Raw genomic sequence first — 14,567 nt, 5'->3', positions numbered from 1 at the left:
CCTGCTGACGGGATGCGAAGCCGGATCGAACCGCCTCGCGCAGCGCCGCGAACTCCCGCGCCGGATCCACGATGATCTTCCGCGGCGGCACCCAGCTCAGCCCGATATGCTGCCAGATATCATCCGGCAGCCCGGCGGCGGCGAATTCTTCGGCATCGACCGACTGCCACGCATCGACGAACACCCGGGAGAGCGGCTGCATCATCTGCGGCATGAGCATCAGCCACTGCCAGGCGCTGACATTGGCATCCATCTCGAGCCGCCCCATACGCGCGGACGAGAAATTCACCTGGGCGAGATCGCCGGTCAGCGCCTCATAGGTGATGCCCATGCCGGCGGCGACCGAACGCAGCACGGAACGGGTGAATTCGTCATAACCTTCAACCCCGGGCGGCACCGCGAATTTCACATCCTCGCCGTCGCCCAGATCGTAGATCATGCCAGGCATGATGTCGGTCGGAACCTCGTTGCGATCCCCCTCGCCCAAGACGCGGAAAGCCGCGAAGCAGGCCGCGATCTTCTGGCGCATCAACTGCGCGTCCTCATGATCCGCGAGGTCCTGCAGGCGCATCATGACCGGCGCGAACCAGGTCACGCCCCGTTGCTGTCCCGGGCGGTCCACACGGAAGAGATGCAGTATCTCCTCCGCCGGTATGCGCTGGGACACGGTGGCGCCCCGATTGGCGGGCCAGTCCGAGCCGGGGTGTGCCGGAAAGAGCCAGTAGGCAACACGCCGACCAGCCGCGTCGTATTCGATGCCGTTGCGGATATCCCCGCCACCGGACGGCCAGCCGACCTTGGACTGATCGAGGTAGTCCGGCTCCATCACCTCCAGCTGCAGCGGGAGCGCACTCGGGATCAGCGTGTCGTCATGGATCCGGATCAGGCATTCGCCGGCATCGACCACGGTATTCATCGCCAGCCGCTGCAGGCCATAGAGGTTCAGGAGCCCCGCACGATCGATGCGCGTGGTGTCGAAATGCTCCTCGATACGCTTCAGCCCGCGCGCGCTGATCAGCTTGAGGGCTGTCTTGCGCAGCTTCGGATAGGTGACCGACACCTTCGGAATGATGCCGTCGCCGACGGCATTGCCCGTGATCACCGCCTGCGCCCGGGTGGCGAAGGGGGTATTGCGGACCATGTCACGCGCAAAGAAGGACATCCTCTGCCGCTGGCGGGCAGCGCCGTCGGCATCGGTACCGCTGGGGCGCAGCGTCGAGGACCGACGACCCACCGTCGCACCGTCGAAATGCGCGGTGACGGCCCGCGAGCGCGCGCGCTTCGCAGCCCATCCCGGCGCAACTGCCAGGATGGTCCGTTCGACCATGTTCATGCTGTCAGCCTTTCCGGACCGTCGGGTAGTGGGTGCGTGGCGAAGGAATGAGGCCCAGCCCCTGCTCCATCTCCCGCTTGATCTGGCGCATCTCGGCGAGGCTCCGATAGGTCACCTTCTCACCGTTCTGCTCGAGCGAGGTCACGCCCTTCGCTATGGCGCTGCACAAGGCGTGGTACTGGTCGACGGTGTAACTCATAGCCACTTCTCCCTTCGCTTGATCCAGCCGCCGCGCGGAGCGGGCCGACCAGCGGGTTGAGCGGGGGTTGGATCGGCCTTCGCCGTCTCCGGCTCTGCGACCCCGCACTCGCGGACAACAAACTCATTCTCTTCCGACAGGATCGCCCATGTTTTTGTGGGCGCAGACCAGTCGATCTTCTCCGCCCCGAGATGAATGTGCAGGGCGCGCGCCTGGACGAGGTGGTCGAGGCTTTCGTTCCGCACCATCCCGGGCCGCTTTTCCCAGCCAGACGTGCCGCGGCGTTCGGCAGTGAACTCCGTCAGTTCGGACACTTCCATCCAGCCGGGAATCACGCAGAGGTTCTGGCCGTCATCCGTCAGCCGGAGCGATGCGGCGACCGCATCCTTCAACTTGTCGGTTGCCATGTTGAGGATGTGGATATCCTTCGCGACCCGCCGCCTGCCGCTCGCCCGCTCCGGCGCCCGCAGCCAGACGCGATCGGTGTGGTGCAGCCCGCCGTTACCACGCGTAAGAAACCACCGTTTTCCTTCCCCTGCCTTCCGGCGCGCCCGGTAGAAGCGATAGGCGTGGTCCGTGGTGGCGCCGCCCCCGTGCATATCGACGGCAATTGCCACCGCCCGCAGGCCCCAGTCCGCCCCCTCGACCGGCCACACCCGCGTCGACAGCGCTTCAAGAACCTTCCAGTCCTCCGCGATCTCGAAGGGTCGCAGAGCCCGGCCGGATGCGCCCGGCGCCCCCTCCGGCGGCTGGATCACGTCGAAGCGGTCGATCGGCTGATGGCGGCCACCCTCGCCCCAAGCTGTGACGCCCACGGGGAATCGCGAACCCTGCACGTCGACCGAGATGGTCAGATACTTGGCCCAGGATGGTGCCACACCTTTCGGCGTATCGATCCCCTGCGCCTTGTCCTTGAGCCCCTGCAGCGTGATCTCCATCTCGGAGCTTGCGGTGCGGGGGCGGTAGGGCTGCGCCTGTCCTGTCGTTACCGTCGCGCGCAGCTTCTCCTCGTCGCCGGTGGCGTCGAAATGATCCTCCGCCTGCCGGTAGGCAGCCACCAGCTCTGCCCATGTCGCGAAGGCTGCGCTGGCCCCGTCGAGCCAATAGCTGAGCAGGTCGGTTCGGCGAAGATTACCGTCATCGACACGGACGAGGTCTATCCGGCCACCTTCGTCCGGAGTGCTCTCGTGATACCAGCACCCCGCGCCATTCAGTTCGCGCTTCAGGTCATGCCCGAACGTCTCGTGGCAATGCGGGCATCGCATCCGGGCCGCCTCCCCGGCCTCTACTGGGTCCGCGGAATCGGGGTAAACCAGACGTGCGAACGTCATTTCGAACATCGCCCCGCAATCTGGACATGGTACGTACCACCGTCCACGGGTCCCGCCTGGATATAGCGACAGTACCCCATACCTGACGGGCGGGCAGTCATGCGGCGATTGGGGTCGCCAGCTTTCATCCTCGATCGGCGCGCCCGGGCTGCTCTCAATGACAACCATTCCGCGCGAAAGATAGGTCCGGGTACGGGCCCGCATTTGCGTGTAGGGATCACCGTCTCCGATTGTACCATTTCCCCAAGCCGGACGGTCGAAATCCGTCGCGAGGAGCGTCCGCACCGTGGTCGAGGCCAGCTTCTCCGGGGTCGGCCAGTCCAACGTCAGATGCGTCCCGCCGACAAACAGCTTCTGGAAGATCGTGTCCGACCCCCTGCCCTTCGCCAACCGCCCACGCAGCGCCGGACTGTTGTAGATCACCGGGGCGATCTTCTCGCGCTCCATCAGTGCCGCGGCATCGCGCGTCATCTGGAACAAGGCGACCCTGCCCGGGTCCGACATGATCGCATGCGCCGCGACCGTTTGCAGCATCAGCGTCTTGCCAGACTGCGAAGGCCCGGCAAAGACGAGCCCGCGGAACCGCCGCGACGCGGTCATGTCCGTGGGCTCGACCATGTAGGGCGCCACATCCGCCCGGAACGGCTGCCACTGGCCCGACACGTTCACCCGCATGTAGCGTTCAGCCGATTCCGTCACGCTGATCCGGGCGGCCGGGCGGAGCGACGGCAGGGCTACCTTCAGCGCCGACCGGGGATCGGTATAGGCTGGGAGCGGCTCGATCCCCCTCGGGACCGAGACCGGCGCGCCGCTCAGATCAGCCATCGTTCCTGAACGTCGACATCCGGGACATCACGTTCCTTGAGTTCCGCTTCCTCAACCGCCTCCGTCATGGAGCGCAGGACGTCATCACCCACGCGAACTACGGTCGAGACCTGATCCGGTTTGAGGCTGAGTTCGCGCTCCAGCCGATCCGGCATGGCCTCTATCCCGTCCCGTACGATCTGGAAGAGCGTCTCCAGAAGATTGACCACGTCGCCCAGCGGTACGAGCTGGCGACGCATATGTGCCGCCTTGGACCACGCGATATCCGCCATCGCCGCCTCGCGGCGTTGCTGCGGTGTCATTTCCGCCCGCGGATCGTTTACCTCCAGGCCGAGAAAAGACGCTTGCAGTGCGGTGATCTGGGCCTTGTTGTGCCGGTCCCGCGTATCTTCCTGCGCCTCCGTCGCCTTCCGCCAAGCCCAGCAGTGCGACAGGCGGATGATGTAGCGACGCCCGTTGCCGCCGTGCTGCACCACGGGCATACCGCCTTGCTTGATCCAGGTCGCGACCGTGTTCACCGACATGTTGAAGGCCTGCGCGATCTCTTCCTGGCTGCAGTCTGCGTCCATCACACCCGCGGGCAGCGGAAAGCGCTGCAGGAGTTCCCGCATCGCGTCGTCGACCTCGACCGGCATAAGGTCCGGGGTTTCCGATTGACTTTCCACAGAAACCACAACAACAACCTCTTGTTAGGGCGAGATAAAATTCAAAAACGCGCACGAACCGGGGTGCGAATTACCCGCGTGCGCCTGATGGCCCGGAAGGACCCAAGCCCCTCTTTTCGGCCATCCGGGCGAGGGTCCGGCGAAGGTGGAGGGGCAGACGCGCCCGGTAGGCCTCCTCCGCCCCGTCCATGAACCCGAGCCGGCGCTGGTAGCCCGGCACCTTCGAGGTGAAGACCGCGACGATGCCGATCGTTCCCGTGCTGTCCTTCCGGTAGATGCCGGGCATCAGCCCGGTGCGCGGAATGAAGTAGGTTGCCCGCTTCTTGTTGCGCTTCTTGGAGGCAACGGTCGTGTTCGTCGTCACATCCCGTTGCGCACGGAGTGCGGAGAGCGCTCGATTGCGTTCGCCGCCCGACCAGTTGCCGAATGCGTCGAGCTTGGCTTCGTCGGCGGGGAGCACTCCGCGGATGTCCATGGCGGAGGGCGCCGCCATCGAGATCAGCTTCTCCGTCGCGGTCATCGCCCGAGGGCCACCCCGCTCCTGAACCTTGAGGTAGTGCCGACGCGAGACTGACGGACGCTCGCCCACCACCGCCTCCAGATCACCCGGCTTGGCCTTCTTCGTCACGGCGAAGGCGTTCTGCGTGAACCGCGTCGGACGGTCGAAGTGATCCCGGACATTGGCCTGCACCTTGCCCAGAACATCGGCTGCCGTGTCATTGATCGCCCACGTTGCAGCAATCGCCACATCCTTGGTGGACAACTGAAGCAGAGCCTTCTGAAAGCTGCCGTCATCAACGGTGAGCTCGATCATCGCGACCCCCAGAAAAGCAAAAGGCCCCGAGGACATCCCTCAGGGCACATTGAAGGCGGTCAGACCGAAGCTACTTCTGACGATCTTCCCTCAGCGTCTCTGCATGTTTGGCCGCTTCAGCCTTTTCTGAAGCCGATGACAACGCCATGCTGCCATGGACTTGCGCGTCGCAGGAATTGTCGAAGTCACTTCCCCACGCCAGATGCGCAGGATTGACGCACGACAGATGCCCGTTGCCACACAAATGTCGCGATACAGGCCTTTCCATCGAAGGTTCGCCATGAGCAAGGATGCACATTACCCTTGAGCATGACGACCGCTTCCCGCGATAGGTCACCTTGCGCGGCGAAACCCCATTGGCAAACGGCATAAACAAGCATTCTTCACCCTGAAAGCCTGCATTCCGCTTCAGAAATTCCAAGGCGGATGGTGGCGCAGTGTGGAAACGTCCCGCCTGCGCTGGCTCCTCGTCTTTTGCCTTTCTGTCCAAGGCAATCTGTGGCGCTGCCGGCGCTAGCACAACCTTTCCTCGCTTATGCGCGACGGACGCCTTGTATCTCTTCGCTCGGAAGCGGCGGGCCGGGTCATTGTCCCTCAACCATGCCTTAGCTTCCATCGATAGTGAGGACATTATAACCCCGTGTCACGAGTTTAGAAACCTCGCGTCACCGACCACCAGCTGGGGCGCAAGGCCCCTATTGGGGCGGGCTGGCCAGCGTAGGTCTATGATTCGAGAACATAGCCAGCACCTGTCCCAGCTGTCAACAGGATCGTACGACACCCACGAGGTCAGATACGGGCACCTGAGCGGGTGTCTCGCGACCGAATATCGTGACAACCACCTTGGCGTCATCCGCTGCGGTCAATTCCACTACCTCACAATGGAAGCCTGCGAACGGGCCGGATCGAAACAAGGCAGGCTCACCTGCTGATACCGTCAGAGCCCGGCGCTCCGCCGCCAGGGCTGCGCGCCGCTCCGCCTTGGTCTTGACGTCGACTTTCCGCATGGCATGCAGCTTTCGCAGGTCTGCTGGCTCCAGCACTCCCCACGAGCCATCGGCGCAGGTGAGTGCCCCCGTTATCCCGCTGCGCCCCACCAGCCGATGCGGCACTGCCTGACCCGGGAAGCGGGCAAAGACATAGCCTGGCAGATAGCGCCGCGCGTAGTCTCGCGATTTGCCCATGCGACGGACCTTGCGCATCAACACCGGGTGGAAGGCATAGACCCCGCGCCGCTGCAGCCATGCCTCCACCTGATCCTCCCGCTGGGGCGCGACGCGCAGCGCATACCACCGGGCCGGACCGGCGGCGAAGACCGGCGCCAAACCTTCTCCGACCCTCACCACGTCGCCGACACTCAGCCCGGTCGCGTTGAAATCCATATCTTGTGCCTCCGCTGGGTGATGTTTCGACATCTTGTTTTCGATTGTTTTCGATTGTTTTCTATTGGGCTTGATGGGCTTAGTGAGAAGAAGGGAGGGCTTGAGAATGGTATGGGCTTGATGGGTGCAGTTCGTTTGTTTTCAGTAGGTTAAGTGTGGAATTTGGGCTTGAGGGCCTGACGGGCTTGAGAATTCGACCTATGCACAAGGCAATCTCATCCCCGAACCCCGCCTTGAATAAGCGCGCGCGTATGCCCGAGATTTTCAGGCCCGTCAGGCCCTCAAGCCCAAATCTGCCACCTAAGCCTATGATAACGCTCACCCTGACCCCCGAACCCCCTTATCATCTCACGCCCAACCGGAACCTCCGCTAAGCCCGTCAGGCCCAAACCGAGGCCGACCCCGGAACATGCCGAACGGGCCCGAAGGCCCGCCAGCTGCTTTCCTCATCGAAACGGGGTGCGGGGTCAGCGGGCCCATGGCAGGCCCCCGCTCTGCTGGGCATCCCGCATCCTTCCCGCGAACTCGTCGGTTAGCCGGATGCCCCTGTAGCCCGTCACGCCCGACTTACCCGGTGAGAAGCACTTGCCGCCATCGGGATGCCGCCAGCTCTCCGCCTTCTCCTTCAGCCGGTTGGAGACGGTCCGGCCGCCCCATCGCGTCTCGCCGCGCTCCTCGATCCAGAAGTTGAACGCCTCGATCAGTTCGCGCGAGGTCATGAAGTTGCCCTCATAGCCGGTGACGATCGTGGCATCGGCCAGGAAGGTGCCGATCGGATCGCTATCCTTGCGATAGCTGTCCGTGGCCGACCGCACTTCCTCCGGCTCGTCCAGCCCGGCTTCGAGGAAGTCGAGCAGACCGGCGATGAGCCAGTTCAGGATGCCGGAACGCTCCTCCCAAAGCATGGCGTCCATCTCCACCTTCGGCCGGCGGCGCTGCTCGGGGATCTGGATGGGGAAGCGGACCAGCATTACCCGCCGCCAGATGCCGTCATCCCCACCCCGGATGTCCGGCAGGTGGTTGCCGGACATGGTCAGCTTGAAGACGGGCTGAAACACGATCATGCCGGAGAACAGGTCGCGGATCATCATCGGCTCACCGCCGGTCAGCGCTTTCACAAGCGCCTCCTGGAGCCGCTCCCCCTCCTCCGGCTCCGAGGTCCGCACGCAGCGGGCCCCGATGAGCGGGATAAGGTCCGGCTGCGAATCCGATCCCGACTTCTTTCCCTTGCCAGTCAGCGACTCAATTTTCGCCGTGGCGGAATAGTCGCCGAAGATCCGCGCCATGGTGTCGACCAGGACGGATTTGCCGTTGGCACCGGCGCCATGAAAGAAGGCCAGCTTCTGGATCTCCAACGCCGTCATAGACAGGCCGAACCAGCGCTGCAGGAACTGCCGTATCTCGATATTCGGCTGGATCTCCTTCAGGAACGCGTCGAACCTGGGGCACTTCGCCTGAGGATCGTATTCGACGGGCATGATCTTGCTGAGCAGCTGGTCGCGATCGTGCGGGATGAGCGTGACCGACGGAACGGCACTCATGCCGGATTCGGGGTCCGGGGTGCCGCGGCTGAACCGCAGGACACCCGACAGCGTGTTCACGTGGAGAGCGCCGCGATCCAGATCATCGACCGTGATCGAACGCATCACCTTGGCTTCACCGGCCATATTCGTCATGGGGCCGGAGTTACCCGCGTTCTTCGCGTGGGTCAGCCGGCGCCCGATCAGCGTCTTGTGGGTCTTCAGCGCCGCATCGATGGCGCGCAGCCGCCCCGCGATCTGCGACAGTTCGGACGTCAGCGTGTCATCGTCGCCATAGCCCGGGGTCGCCTCGATCTTGATCCGGCGGGCGCGAAGATCGCGCTCTTCGTTCAGAAGGCCCCGGTCGCGTTTCGACGGCTGGATGAAATCCACCTCGCGTTCGATCAGCGCCGACATCTGCTGTGCCAGGCGGCGGATGGCGGGGCTCAGGTCCTTGCTGATCTCGGCATCTTTCAGCCAGCGGCGATCATCCCAGATGTGCCAGCCGACCTGCGAGACGTAGCGGATGTTCTGGCCGAAATGGATCACGAACCGTCGGCCGTTGCCGTAGTCGTTCAGCGGCTCGAGCGCCGCTTCCTCGACCGGATCGATCGGCTGATCGCCATCGCCATCCTCAGGGGGCGGCGGGGGCGGCGCATAATCTTCGGGGCAGGATTCTTCATCCTCAGGCCCCTGCTCCACGGCCATCCCATCGGGAAGCTCCACATCCTCCGGATTGGACATGATCGAGCGCACGCTGTCGACACGGTCAGTCATAGATCGCCTCCCTCTACGAGATAGGCGTTGAAGGCGACCGCCTGAGCATTAAGCAGGACGCCACATTCCGGGCACTCCTCAAAAGCGAAGCAAGGGTCAATGCGACCGTGCTCATGATCAAGCGCTTCGTATTCGACCAGTACCTGCGCAGCGCACATGCCACACGTGACGAGCAAGGCTGCAACTTCAACGGCTGCTGCTGGCTCCATGTGCAAATCATCAGCAGTCATAGTCTCGCTCCCTCCCTGGGCCGGTTGGGATGCAGGTCCCGCCAGAGCAGGTCGAGCTGATCGCGGTGCATCGCGCCGCGCGACAGCGCGTCATCGGTCCGGCAGCGCGCCAGGTCTACCACTGCCGCCATGCGGAAGAGGGTGGCGCGCCAGTCACCGCCGGAGGCCTGAAGAAATTCACGGGCAATCTGGTCAGCGCTCATAGCTTGAAGTCCATGAGGGCTTGGTACGCGCTCATCATGCGCGCAACGTCTTGAGAGGCGAGTGCTCGCTCAGCCTCGCTCAACTCGAACTGCATCATTGCGATGGCAAAGCTTCCGGTCGGACCGATGGCTTGGTACGCCGGAATGAAAACCTCCCGGATCTCCTTCATGCGCTTCGGCAGCGCATCAGCCAGCGTTTCACCCATTTTCCAGCCCCATGAGTACATCGTTGAGGTCCACGCCTTGCCCGGCATGGACGATCTGCCCTTTCAGGCCGGGGCGCAGAGCCATGGCGCGGCGCAGGCCTGACAGCAGCTGCGCCCGCGTCATGCGCGGCTCCGAATCCCCGTCCTCTATGAAAATTAGCCGCGCCGTGCCCGGCGGCGGCACGAAGGCGTCGCGGTCAGTCAGGTCCGGGATGCCGGCATAGCGCAGGCCCTCGCCCAGCTTGCGGCTGCCCGCCATGTTGCCGAGACTGACCCCGGCCCAATACCCGGCCCCGGGCGGCTCGCCCGCCACCAGCGCAGAGCACGTCGTCTCGATGCCCTCGCCCATCACCATCACCGGCGCAGCCCGAGTCAGGCGGATCGCGCCACCCTTCACCGATCCCAGCGACTTCTTGACCTTGAGCGGCTCACCCGTCTGCGGGTGCAGGATCACCGGCTTGCCCTTCGGCCGGGACAGGTCGAGCCAGGTCCGATGCACCCCCTGAAACCGTCCATTCGGCGCCTGGATCGCGGCCAGCATCGCAGGCCCCCGATGGACCTCCACCCACTGGCGATCGACCTGCACGGTATAGGCAAGGTCGGGATGATACCGCAGGCACGCGGGCAGCCGCGGAAACCTGTCGCGCGGCACGCCGCGCAGGGTGAGGTAATCGCGCACCGGCGTATCTTCGGCCGGCCCACCCGCCGACCAGATGTCCCGCGCACCGGCGATGGCGCGCTGCCGCTCCGCCTCCGCCCGGGCTGCATTGCGCGCCCGGTTCTGCTCCGCGCGCGCGATCCGCTCCCGCCGTTCCGCGTCCGACAGCCCTTCCCGCTCCCCGCACAGCCAGGTCAGCGCCGCGGGAAAATCCAGCCCCAGGACAAACATGGCCAGATCGATATTCCCCCCGGTGCCGCCGCAATGGCGGCAGTTGAACACCCGCTTTCCCGTGTTGATGGAAAACCGATCCCGGCCACCGCATTGCGGACAGGGTCCGGTCAGCTCCCGGGCCCCGGCACGCTTGAGCCCCTGTATCGCAAGGCGGTCGGCGATCTCGGCGATATCCATCGCCAGCGCCTCTGCCGGGCGCGGATCATCGGCAAAGCGGGTCATGACACTCAGGCGGCGATGCCGCGCGCCTCTTTCACCCGGTGGCGCAACACCTTCATCAGGTCCGCCTGCCCGTCGATCGTCATATTGCCGCGGGCATCGCGGATGCAGGCGGTCAGATCCCGGAACCGCGCCAGCAGCAGCGGCGCATCGAGATCGAGGTCCAGCGCCAAAGCCGCGGTCTTGGTGCCGCGGGCAAAGCCCTCGACGATCTCCAGATCGATCTCCGCGTCAAAGCCCTTGCGGCCGGAAAGGCGCCCAAGCGCGTCCAGAATACCGCGCTGCGCAATCGTCAGCGGATGTTCCGTCGGGGGCGGCGCAGGAGCCGGGGCCGGAGGCGCAGTGATCGCCCTCTCCGTCGAAGGCTTTTCCGGTGCCGTTGCCACTACCTTTGCCAGTCCCGCCGCCCGCTTTGCCCGCTCGCCCCGCTGATGTTCCACCGCTTTCTGCAGCCGATCCTCAAGGCGGGAGCGCAGCCGGAAATCGCAGGCACTCGCCGTGCGGCCGATGAGCGCCGCGGCTTTCTCCAGCGCCGTCTTGCGCGTGTCCCCTGCCGCAAGACGATCCGCCACCAGCTCGACGAGAAATGCCTCATCCTGCTCGGTCCACGGTTCCGGCTGGCTGACACTGGATACAGCGGCGCGGGGTCGCGGAGGTTCCCCGACCGGATCGGCGGCGGTGGCCGCCTCCCCGGTCGGGGCTTCGGCGCGAGGGATCGCCTCGGGGTTCTCACCCGTTTCCGGCGTTGACGCTGCCGGTTCAGCGGGGGGACTCTCCGCAAGACAATGGCGCTGCAGGTCCCCCGACCCGCCCACCATCCCGTGTGCCGCAAATGACCGCGGCTCATCCTCGACCTCGACAAGAATCGGCCCCCCCATGCCGTCGCGCTCCCCGGCGGCGGGCATGACCCATGCCGTCGTCAAGGTCGCGCGCTCTCCGGGCTGCAGGCTGATCCGAACCTCACCGCCATCCGGCGTGGGCAGATCGGCCAGCACATCCGCCGCCTTTTCGACTACGGCAATGGACTTCCTGAAGGTTTTCAACTCGTCGATGCTCATGTCGTCCAGATTCATGTTCTGCCCTCGGGTTGCGCCGGCACTGGCACCCGTGGCGCCCACCAGCAGGGTTCAGTCAGATCGACCCCGAACGGGGCCCATGTCATGTCGCGGCGCCAGACGAGGCCCTCTGTCTCCAGCAGGTCCAGATCGGCACGCAGCAGCACACCGTCCCGCCCCAGCTCTGCCGCCAGTTCAGCCATCGTCCGCACCCCACCCACCGCGCGTAGATGGTCGAGCAGCTGGGCGCGCAGCACGGCCAGATGGCCGATCCGCTCCGCAGCGCGACCCACGGGGGTGAAGGCGCCGGTCACCGCTTGCCACAAAGGGCGTGAACTAGATCATCGGAAGCGGCACCCGCGTCCGGCTCCGACACGGAGACCATTCGCGCGCCGATCAGTGGCATCAGATCAGGCGCCGCGCGATTCCCCTCGCACCGGTCGCAATGGCATTCGTCATCCGCCGGCAGGCGGTCAGGCTGCTTGTTCATTTCTCGCTCCCTGACGAAGATGAAGAATTCTTCACGTTTTTTTTGATCCGCACGGCCACCGCGCGCGCGAGGCGCACGACGGTGAAGCCGGGAAGAATGATCACGCATTGCAGGATCCACATCAGCCCTCGATCCTCCGGGCGATGCGCTCGACGATTTCGAGATAGGCCGAGACGCGTTTGAAGGCCCACGCCGGCATGTCGTGTCGGCACTGGAGCCAGTTGATGACGGTCCGGTCCGTGACCTCGCCGCCGAGGAAATCCGCCGCCTTCCGCGCGACTTCGGCCTGGGAGGGCGACCGGAACACGCGGCGAATGAGGTTCGCATTCTCCTGCCGATCCTCATCGCGACCGACAGGCTTCTGTTCTGTCTGTTCTGAAGGACTTTTCACTCGAAACGCTCCATGATCGTCGCGTGTTGTGGGACCATGTAGCGAGTGAGGGGCGGCGGATGATTGGGATGTCATTCCGCCGCCTCGGTTTTTCCGGCAGCTGGGTTGGCCTGCATATACCTGCGCAACCTATCGGCGCTTTCCCGCAGCTTCTCCGAACGCCGCTTGAGCCGATCATAAAGGCGGGCGTCACCGAGCGCGTTTTGACATACCGTCGTCGGTTTCAAGCCCGCGGCGGCGCAGTAAGCATCAAGTTCAGCTATGATGATGTTCGGATCCATGATGCCGGTAGAATTTGGCATTTGCCAACATCTGTCAATGGGCAAATGCCAAATTGCTTTTGGCAATCGCCAAAGACTAGCTTGCTTCCATGGAATTGAGCCCTTTTGCCTCCAGAGTTCAGATGTTGCTTGCTGAGCGCGAGATGAATCTGTCCGAACTCGCGCGCGAGTTAGACGTGCCTTATCATCGCCTACAGCCATGGTTCAGGCGCCCTAAAGCGTTGCCAAAGGGGCCTGACCTCTACGCCATCGCGCAGTTCTTCAACGTGGATGAGGGATACCTACTGCACGGCGGGGACCGCCGCCCGTTCAATCGATTGGCGAGCCTTCAAGCCCGTGCAAAACTTCTCGATGAAGCAGGCCAGCGAGACCTAGCGAACTTCCTTGATTATCTTTTGGCGAGACAGGAAGGCTCAGATAAAGATCCAAGCAAGTGATGATGGCATCAAATTGCCCACTTGGCAGGAGCTCTGCCGCCGTACATAGCAATGCCTCATATTCTACGGTCACTCATTAACCCCTTATAATAATACCTATCTCATACACTGCAGCCATCTCGCATCGCTTTGTAGTGGGATCAGTGCCTGAGGACAGAAGAGGACCATCGTTACGATTCGGTTAAGGAATCCGGCATGAGCAACGACCCGATCACCAACCTGACCGAGCCCCTGAACGCGCTGGCGAAGGAAGAAGGCAGTTTCGAACCGGGCCGCGGCTATTCACCCGAAGACTGGGAAGCCGTGGACAGCCCGGAGGCCACGGATGAACAGTTGGGCTGCGCCAAGCCCTTCGCTGAGGCCTTCCCCCAGCTGGCCGAGAACTTCAAGCGCGGGCGTAATCATAGCGAGAAACCCTGACCCACTGCCATGAAAGCGCCGGGGACTCGACAGAACCCCCGGCGCCCATCACCATCGCGGTCACCACAACACTGACGATGGAGATTCGAATGACAGACAAAAAGACAAACGGCGGTGGGAGCAGGGTAGACTTTAACAAGGGAGCTTCCCCTAAGCCGTTGGGCCAGCCCTCCACAATACAGAACGGCGCATCACCGTCGAAGCTCGCATCACCCTCACAGCCACCAAAAAAGAAGTAACGAAGCTATTTCAACCGGATGTTCACGCGTACAACCTCGCTTGCGGGGATGTAGGTCATGCGGGTTCCCCACTCGGCATGGTGAACGTCCTCCCTCTGCTCTTCGCTTCCATCAGGAAGCTCCTCTTCTTCCACCGCCATAATGACTGACCCGTCACCGCCGAGGTATAGCCCCTCCCAAGGAGCATGCGAATAACTCTGTCGGTTGTTGAGATAGAGGGTTCGGCCGTCTCTGGTGTGGACTGAAATTTGTCCGACTTTTCTTTTCGTCTGGACGAGAGCGGCCCATGATCGGTGTACCCCGTCTTCCCGATGAACACCAAGCTTGCCAATCGCCCAAATGCAGAAGTCCCTCAACCAGGCGCGCCAAAAAAGCGCAACACAGAGCGTCGCCCCTATTGCACATGCGGCTCTCGACCAGTCCGACCAATCCTCAGGCTGTTGGAACACCAGAGTGGCCAGCACCGAGAAGGCCAGCGTGCCAAGAAATACATCTACCGCACTGTGGTCTTGCCGAAGGCCAGCATAAGCTACACCATACGCAAGGAATCCAGCGCCGACAGCTACTCGCGTCGCAAGCGACAATTCATAAAACGCGTCAAAATATAGCGCGACAATCTGGAAGAGACGCGCGCGTCAATCTGGATGAGATTCTACGT

The 14,567-nt window shown here is 63.5% G+C and carries 19 protein-coding genes; 2 read left to right on the top strand and 17 right to left on the bottom strand.

The genetic code is table 11. The features are described from left to right. From RT513_RS19775 to RT513_RS19695, 17 genes are all read right to left on the bottom strand, one after another. On the bottom strand, positions 1-1,333 hold a 1,333-nt coding region (locus RT513_RS19775; RefSeq protein ID WP_313534394.1), incomplete at its 3' end, for a phage portal protein. Positions 1,334-1,337: 4 nt separating this feature from the next. Next, on the bottom strand, positions 1,338-1,532 hold the full coding sequence (locus RT513_RS19770) for a phage head-tail joining protein (RefSeq protein WP_290684661.1): 195 nt from the start codon (positions 1,530-1,532) through the stop codon (positions 1,338-1,340). Then, complete coding sequence (locus RT513_RS19765) at positions 1,529-3,688, bottom strand: terminase gpA endonuclease subunit (protein ID WP_313534391.1); 2,160 nt, start codon at positions 3,686-3,688, stop codon at positions 1,529-1,531. Before RT513_RS19765 ends, RT513_RS19770 begins: the two co-directional genes overlap by 4 nt. Continuing rightward, positions 3,676-4,323, bottom strand: coding sequence for a DUF1441 family protein (locus tag RT513_RS19760; protein ID WP_088233993.1), 648 nt, complete (start codon positions 4,321-4,323; stop codon positions 3,676-3,678). The genes RT513_RS19765 and RT513_RS19760 overlap by 13 nt, the downstream gene beginning before the upstream one ends. Before the next feature lie 100 nt (positions 4,324-4,423). Beyond that, a complete protein-coding gene (locus tag RT513_RS19755) occupies positions 4,424-5,167 on the bottom strand; it encodes a hypothetical protein (RefSeq protein ID WP_290684671.1) in 744 nt (247 codons plus the stop codon). 70 nt (positions 5,168-5,237) lie between these two features. Beyond that, entirely contained in the window at positions 5,238-5,765 is a 528-nt protein-coding gene (locus tag RT513_RS19750; protein ID WP_313534388.1) for a hypothetical protein, read from the bottom strand. A 163-nt stretch (positions 5,766-5,928) separates the two neighbouring features. Continuing rightward, positions 5,929-6,582, bottom strand: coding sequence for a transcription termination/antitermination NusG family protein (locus RT513_RS19745; protein WP_313534385.1), 654 nt, complete (start codon positions 6,580-6,582; stop codon positions 5,929-5,931). 434 nt (positions 6,583-7,016) lie between these two features. Continuing rightward, entirely contained in the window at positions 7,017-8,846 is a 1,830-nt protein-coding gene (locus RT513_RS19740; RefSeq protein ID WP_290684675.1) for a phage/plasmid primase, P4 family, read from the bottom strand. Then, the gene (locus tag RT513_RS19735; RefSeq protein ID WP_290684677.1) at positions 8,843-9,076 is read right to left on the bottom strand and encodes a hypothetical protein; all 234 of its coding nucleotides are present in this window, start codon (positions 9,074-9,076) and stop codon (positions 8,843-8,845) included. The genes RT513_RS19740 and RT513_RS19735 overlap by 4 nt, the downstream gene beginning before the upstream one ends. Next, a complete protein-coding gene (locus RT513_RS19730) occupies positions 9,073-9,279 on the bottom strand; it encodes a hypothetical protein (protein WP_290684679.1) in 207 nt (68 codons plus the stop codon). Before RT513_RS19730 ends, RT513_RS19735 begins: the two co-directional genes overlap by 4 nt. Beyond that, the gene (locus RT513_RS19725) at positions 9,276-9,485 is read right to left on the bottom strand and encodes a hypothetical protein (protein ID WP_088215067.1); all 210 of its coding nucleotides are present in this window, start codon (positions 9,483-9,485) and stop codon (positions 9,276-9,278) included. The genes RT513_RS19730 and RT513_RS19725 overlap by 4 nt, the downstream gene beginning before the upstream one ends. Further along, the gene (locus RT513_RS19720; RefSeq protein WP_290684683.1) at positions 9,478-10,599 is read right to left on the bottom strand and encodes a hypothetical protein; all 1,122 of its coding nucleotides are present in this window, start codon (positions 10,597-10,599) and stop codon (positions 9,478-9,480) included. The genes RT513_RS19725 and RT513_RS19720 overlap by 8 nt, the downstream gene beginning before the upstream one ends. Before the next feature lie 5 nt (positions 10,600-10,604). Then, the gene (locus RT513_RS19715) at positions 10,605-11,669 is read right to left on the bottom strand and encodes a hypothetical protein (RefSeq protein ID WP_290684685.1); all 1,065 of its coding nucleotides are present in this window, start codon (positions 11,667-11,669) and stop codon (positions 10,605-10,607) included. Next, positions 11,666-11,965, bottom strand: a complete 300-nt coding sequence (locus RT513_RS19710) for a hypothetical protein (protein ID WP_290684687.1) — start codon at positions 11,963-11,965, stop codon at positions 11,666-11,668. Before RT513_RS19710 ends, RT513_RS19715 begins: the two co-directional genes overlap by 4 nt. Beyond that, positions 11,962-12,249 (bottom strand): hypothetical protein, encoded by a 288-nt coding sequence (locus RT513_RS19705; protein ID WP_290684689.1) that lies wholly within the window; start codon positions 12,247-12,249, stop codon positions 11,962-11,964. Before RT513_RS19705 ends, RT513_RS19710 begins: the two co-directional genes overlap by 4 nt. Positions 12,250-12,262: 13 nt before the next feature. Continuing rightward, entirely contained in the window at positions 12,263-12,532 is a 270-nt protein-coding gene (locus RT513_RS19700) for a hypothetical protein (protein WP_088215062.1), read from the bottom strand. Positions 12,533-12,603: 71 nt separating this feature from the next. Continuing rightward, entirely contained in the window at positions 12,604-12,813 is a 210-nt protein-coding gene (locus tag RT513_RS19695) for a hypothetical protein (RefSeq protein ID WP_088215061.1), read from the bottom strand. An 89-nt stretch (positions 12,814-12,902) separates the two neighbouring features. Between RT513_RS19695 and RT513_RS19690 the strand changes: the two genes are divergently transcribed. Both RT513_RS19690 and RT513_RS19685 read left to right on the top strand, forming a co-directional pair. Beyond that, positions 12,903-13,250, top strand: coding sequence for a helix-turn-helix domain-containing protein (locus RT513_RS19690; RefSeq protein ID WP_088215060.1), 348 nt, complete (start codon positions 12,903-12,905; stop codon positions 13,248-13,250). Positions 13,251-13,445: 195 nt separating this feature from the next. Further along, positions 13,446-13,670: a hypothetical protein gene (locus RT513_RS19685; RefSeq protein ID WP_088215059.1), complete on the top strand. Its 225-nt coding sequence runs from the start codon at positions 13,446-13,448 to the stop codon at positions 13,668-13,670. Positions 13,671-14,567 lie beyond the last annotated feature (897 nt).

Origin of the sequence: Haematobacter sp. (assembly GCF_032102465.1) — a bacterium.
Taxonomy (GTDB): domain Bacteria; phylum Pseudomonadota; class Alphaproteobacteria; order Rhodobacterales; family Rhodobacteraceae; genus Haematobacter.
The sequence above is the reverse complement of the archived record's forward strand: the minus strand, read 5'-3'. Positions and strand labels throughout refer to the sequence as shown.

Bases quoted from the DNA above. Each gene is read 5' to 3' on its own strand.
- RT513_RS19770 (WP_290684661.1), bottom strand. From the start codon at position 1,532: ATGAGTTACACCGTCGACCAGTACCACGCCTTGTGCAGCGCCATAGCG.
- RT513_RS19765 (WP_313534391.1), bottom strand. From the start codon at position 3,688: ATGGCTGATCTGAGCGGCGCGCCGGTCTCGGTCCCGAGGGGGATCGAG.
- RT513_RS19760 (WP_088233993.1), bottom strand. From the start codon at position 4,323: ATGCCGGTCGAGGTCGACGACGCGATGCGGGAACTCCTGCAGCGCTTT.
- RT513_RS19755 (WP_290684671.1), bottom strand. From the start codon at position 5,167: ATGATCGAGCTCACCGTTGATGACGGCAGCTTTCAGAAGGCTCTGCTT.
- RT513_RS19745 (WP_313534385.1), bottom strand. From the start codon at position 6,582: ATGTCGAAACATCACCCAGCGGAGGCACAAGATATGGATTTCAACGCG.
- RT513_RS19740 (WP_290684675.1), bottom strand. From the start codon at position 8,846: ATGACTGACCGTGTCGACAGCGTGCGCTCGATCATGTCCAATCCGGAG.
- RT513_RS19735 (WP_290684677.1), bottom strand. From the start codon at position 9,076: ATGACTGCTGATGATTTGCACATGGAGCCAGCAGCAGCCGTTGAAGTT.
- RT513_RS19730 (WP_290684679.1), bottom strand. From the start codon at position 9,279: ATGAGCGCTGACCAGATTGCCCGTGAATTTCTTCAGGCCTCCGGCGGT.
- RT513_RS19725 (WP_088215067.1), bottom strand. From the start codon at position 9,485: ATGGGTGAAACGCTGGCTGATGCGCTGCCGAAGCGCATGAAGGAGATC.
- RT513_RS19720 (WP_290684683.1), bottom strand. From the start codon at position 10,599: ATGACCCGCTTTGCCGATGATCCGCGCCCGGCAGAGGCGCTGGCGATG.
- RT513_RS19715 (WP_290684685.1), bottom strand. From the start codon at position 11,669: ATGAATCTGGACGACATGAGCATCGACGAGTTGAAAACCTTCAGGAAG.
- RT513_RS19705 (WP_290684689.1), bottom strand. From the start codon at position 12,249: ATGCGTGATCATTCTTCCCGGCTTCACCGTCGTGCGCCTCGCGCGCGC.
- RT513_RS19695 (WP_088215061.1), bottom strand. From the start codon at position 12,813: ATGGATCCGAACATCATCATAGCTGAACTTGATGCTTACTGCGCCGCC.
- RT513_RS19690 (WP_088215060.1), top strand. From the start codon at position 12,903: ATGGAATTGAGCCCTTTTGCCTCCAGAGTTCAGATGTTGCTTGCTGAG.
- RT513_RS19685 (WP_088215059.1), top strand. From the start codon at position 13,446: ATGAGCAACGACCCGATCACCAACCTGACCGAGCCCCTGAACGCGCTG.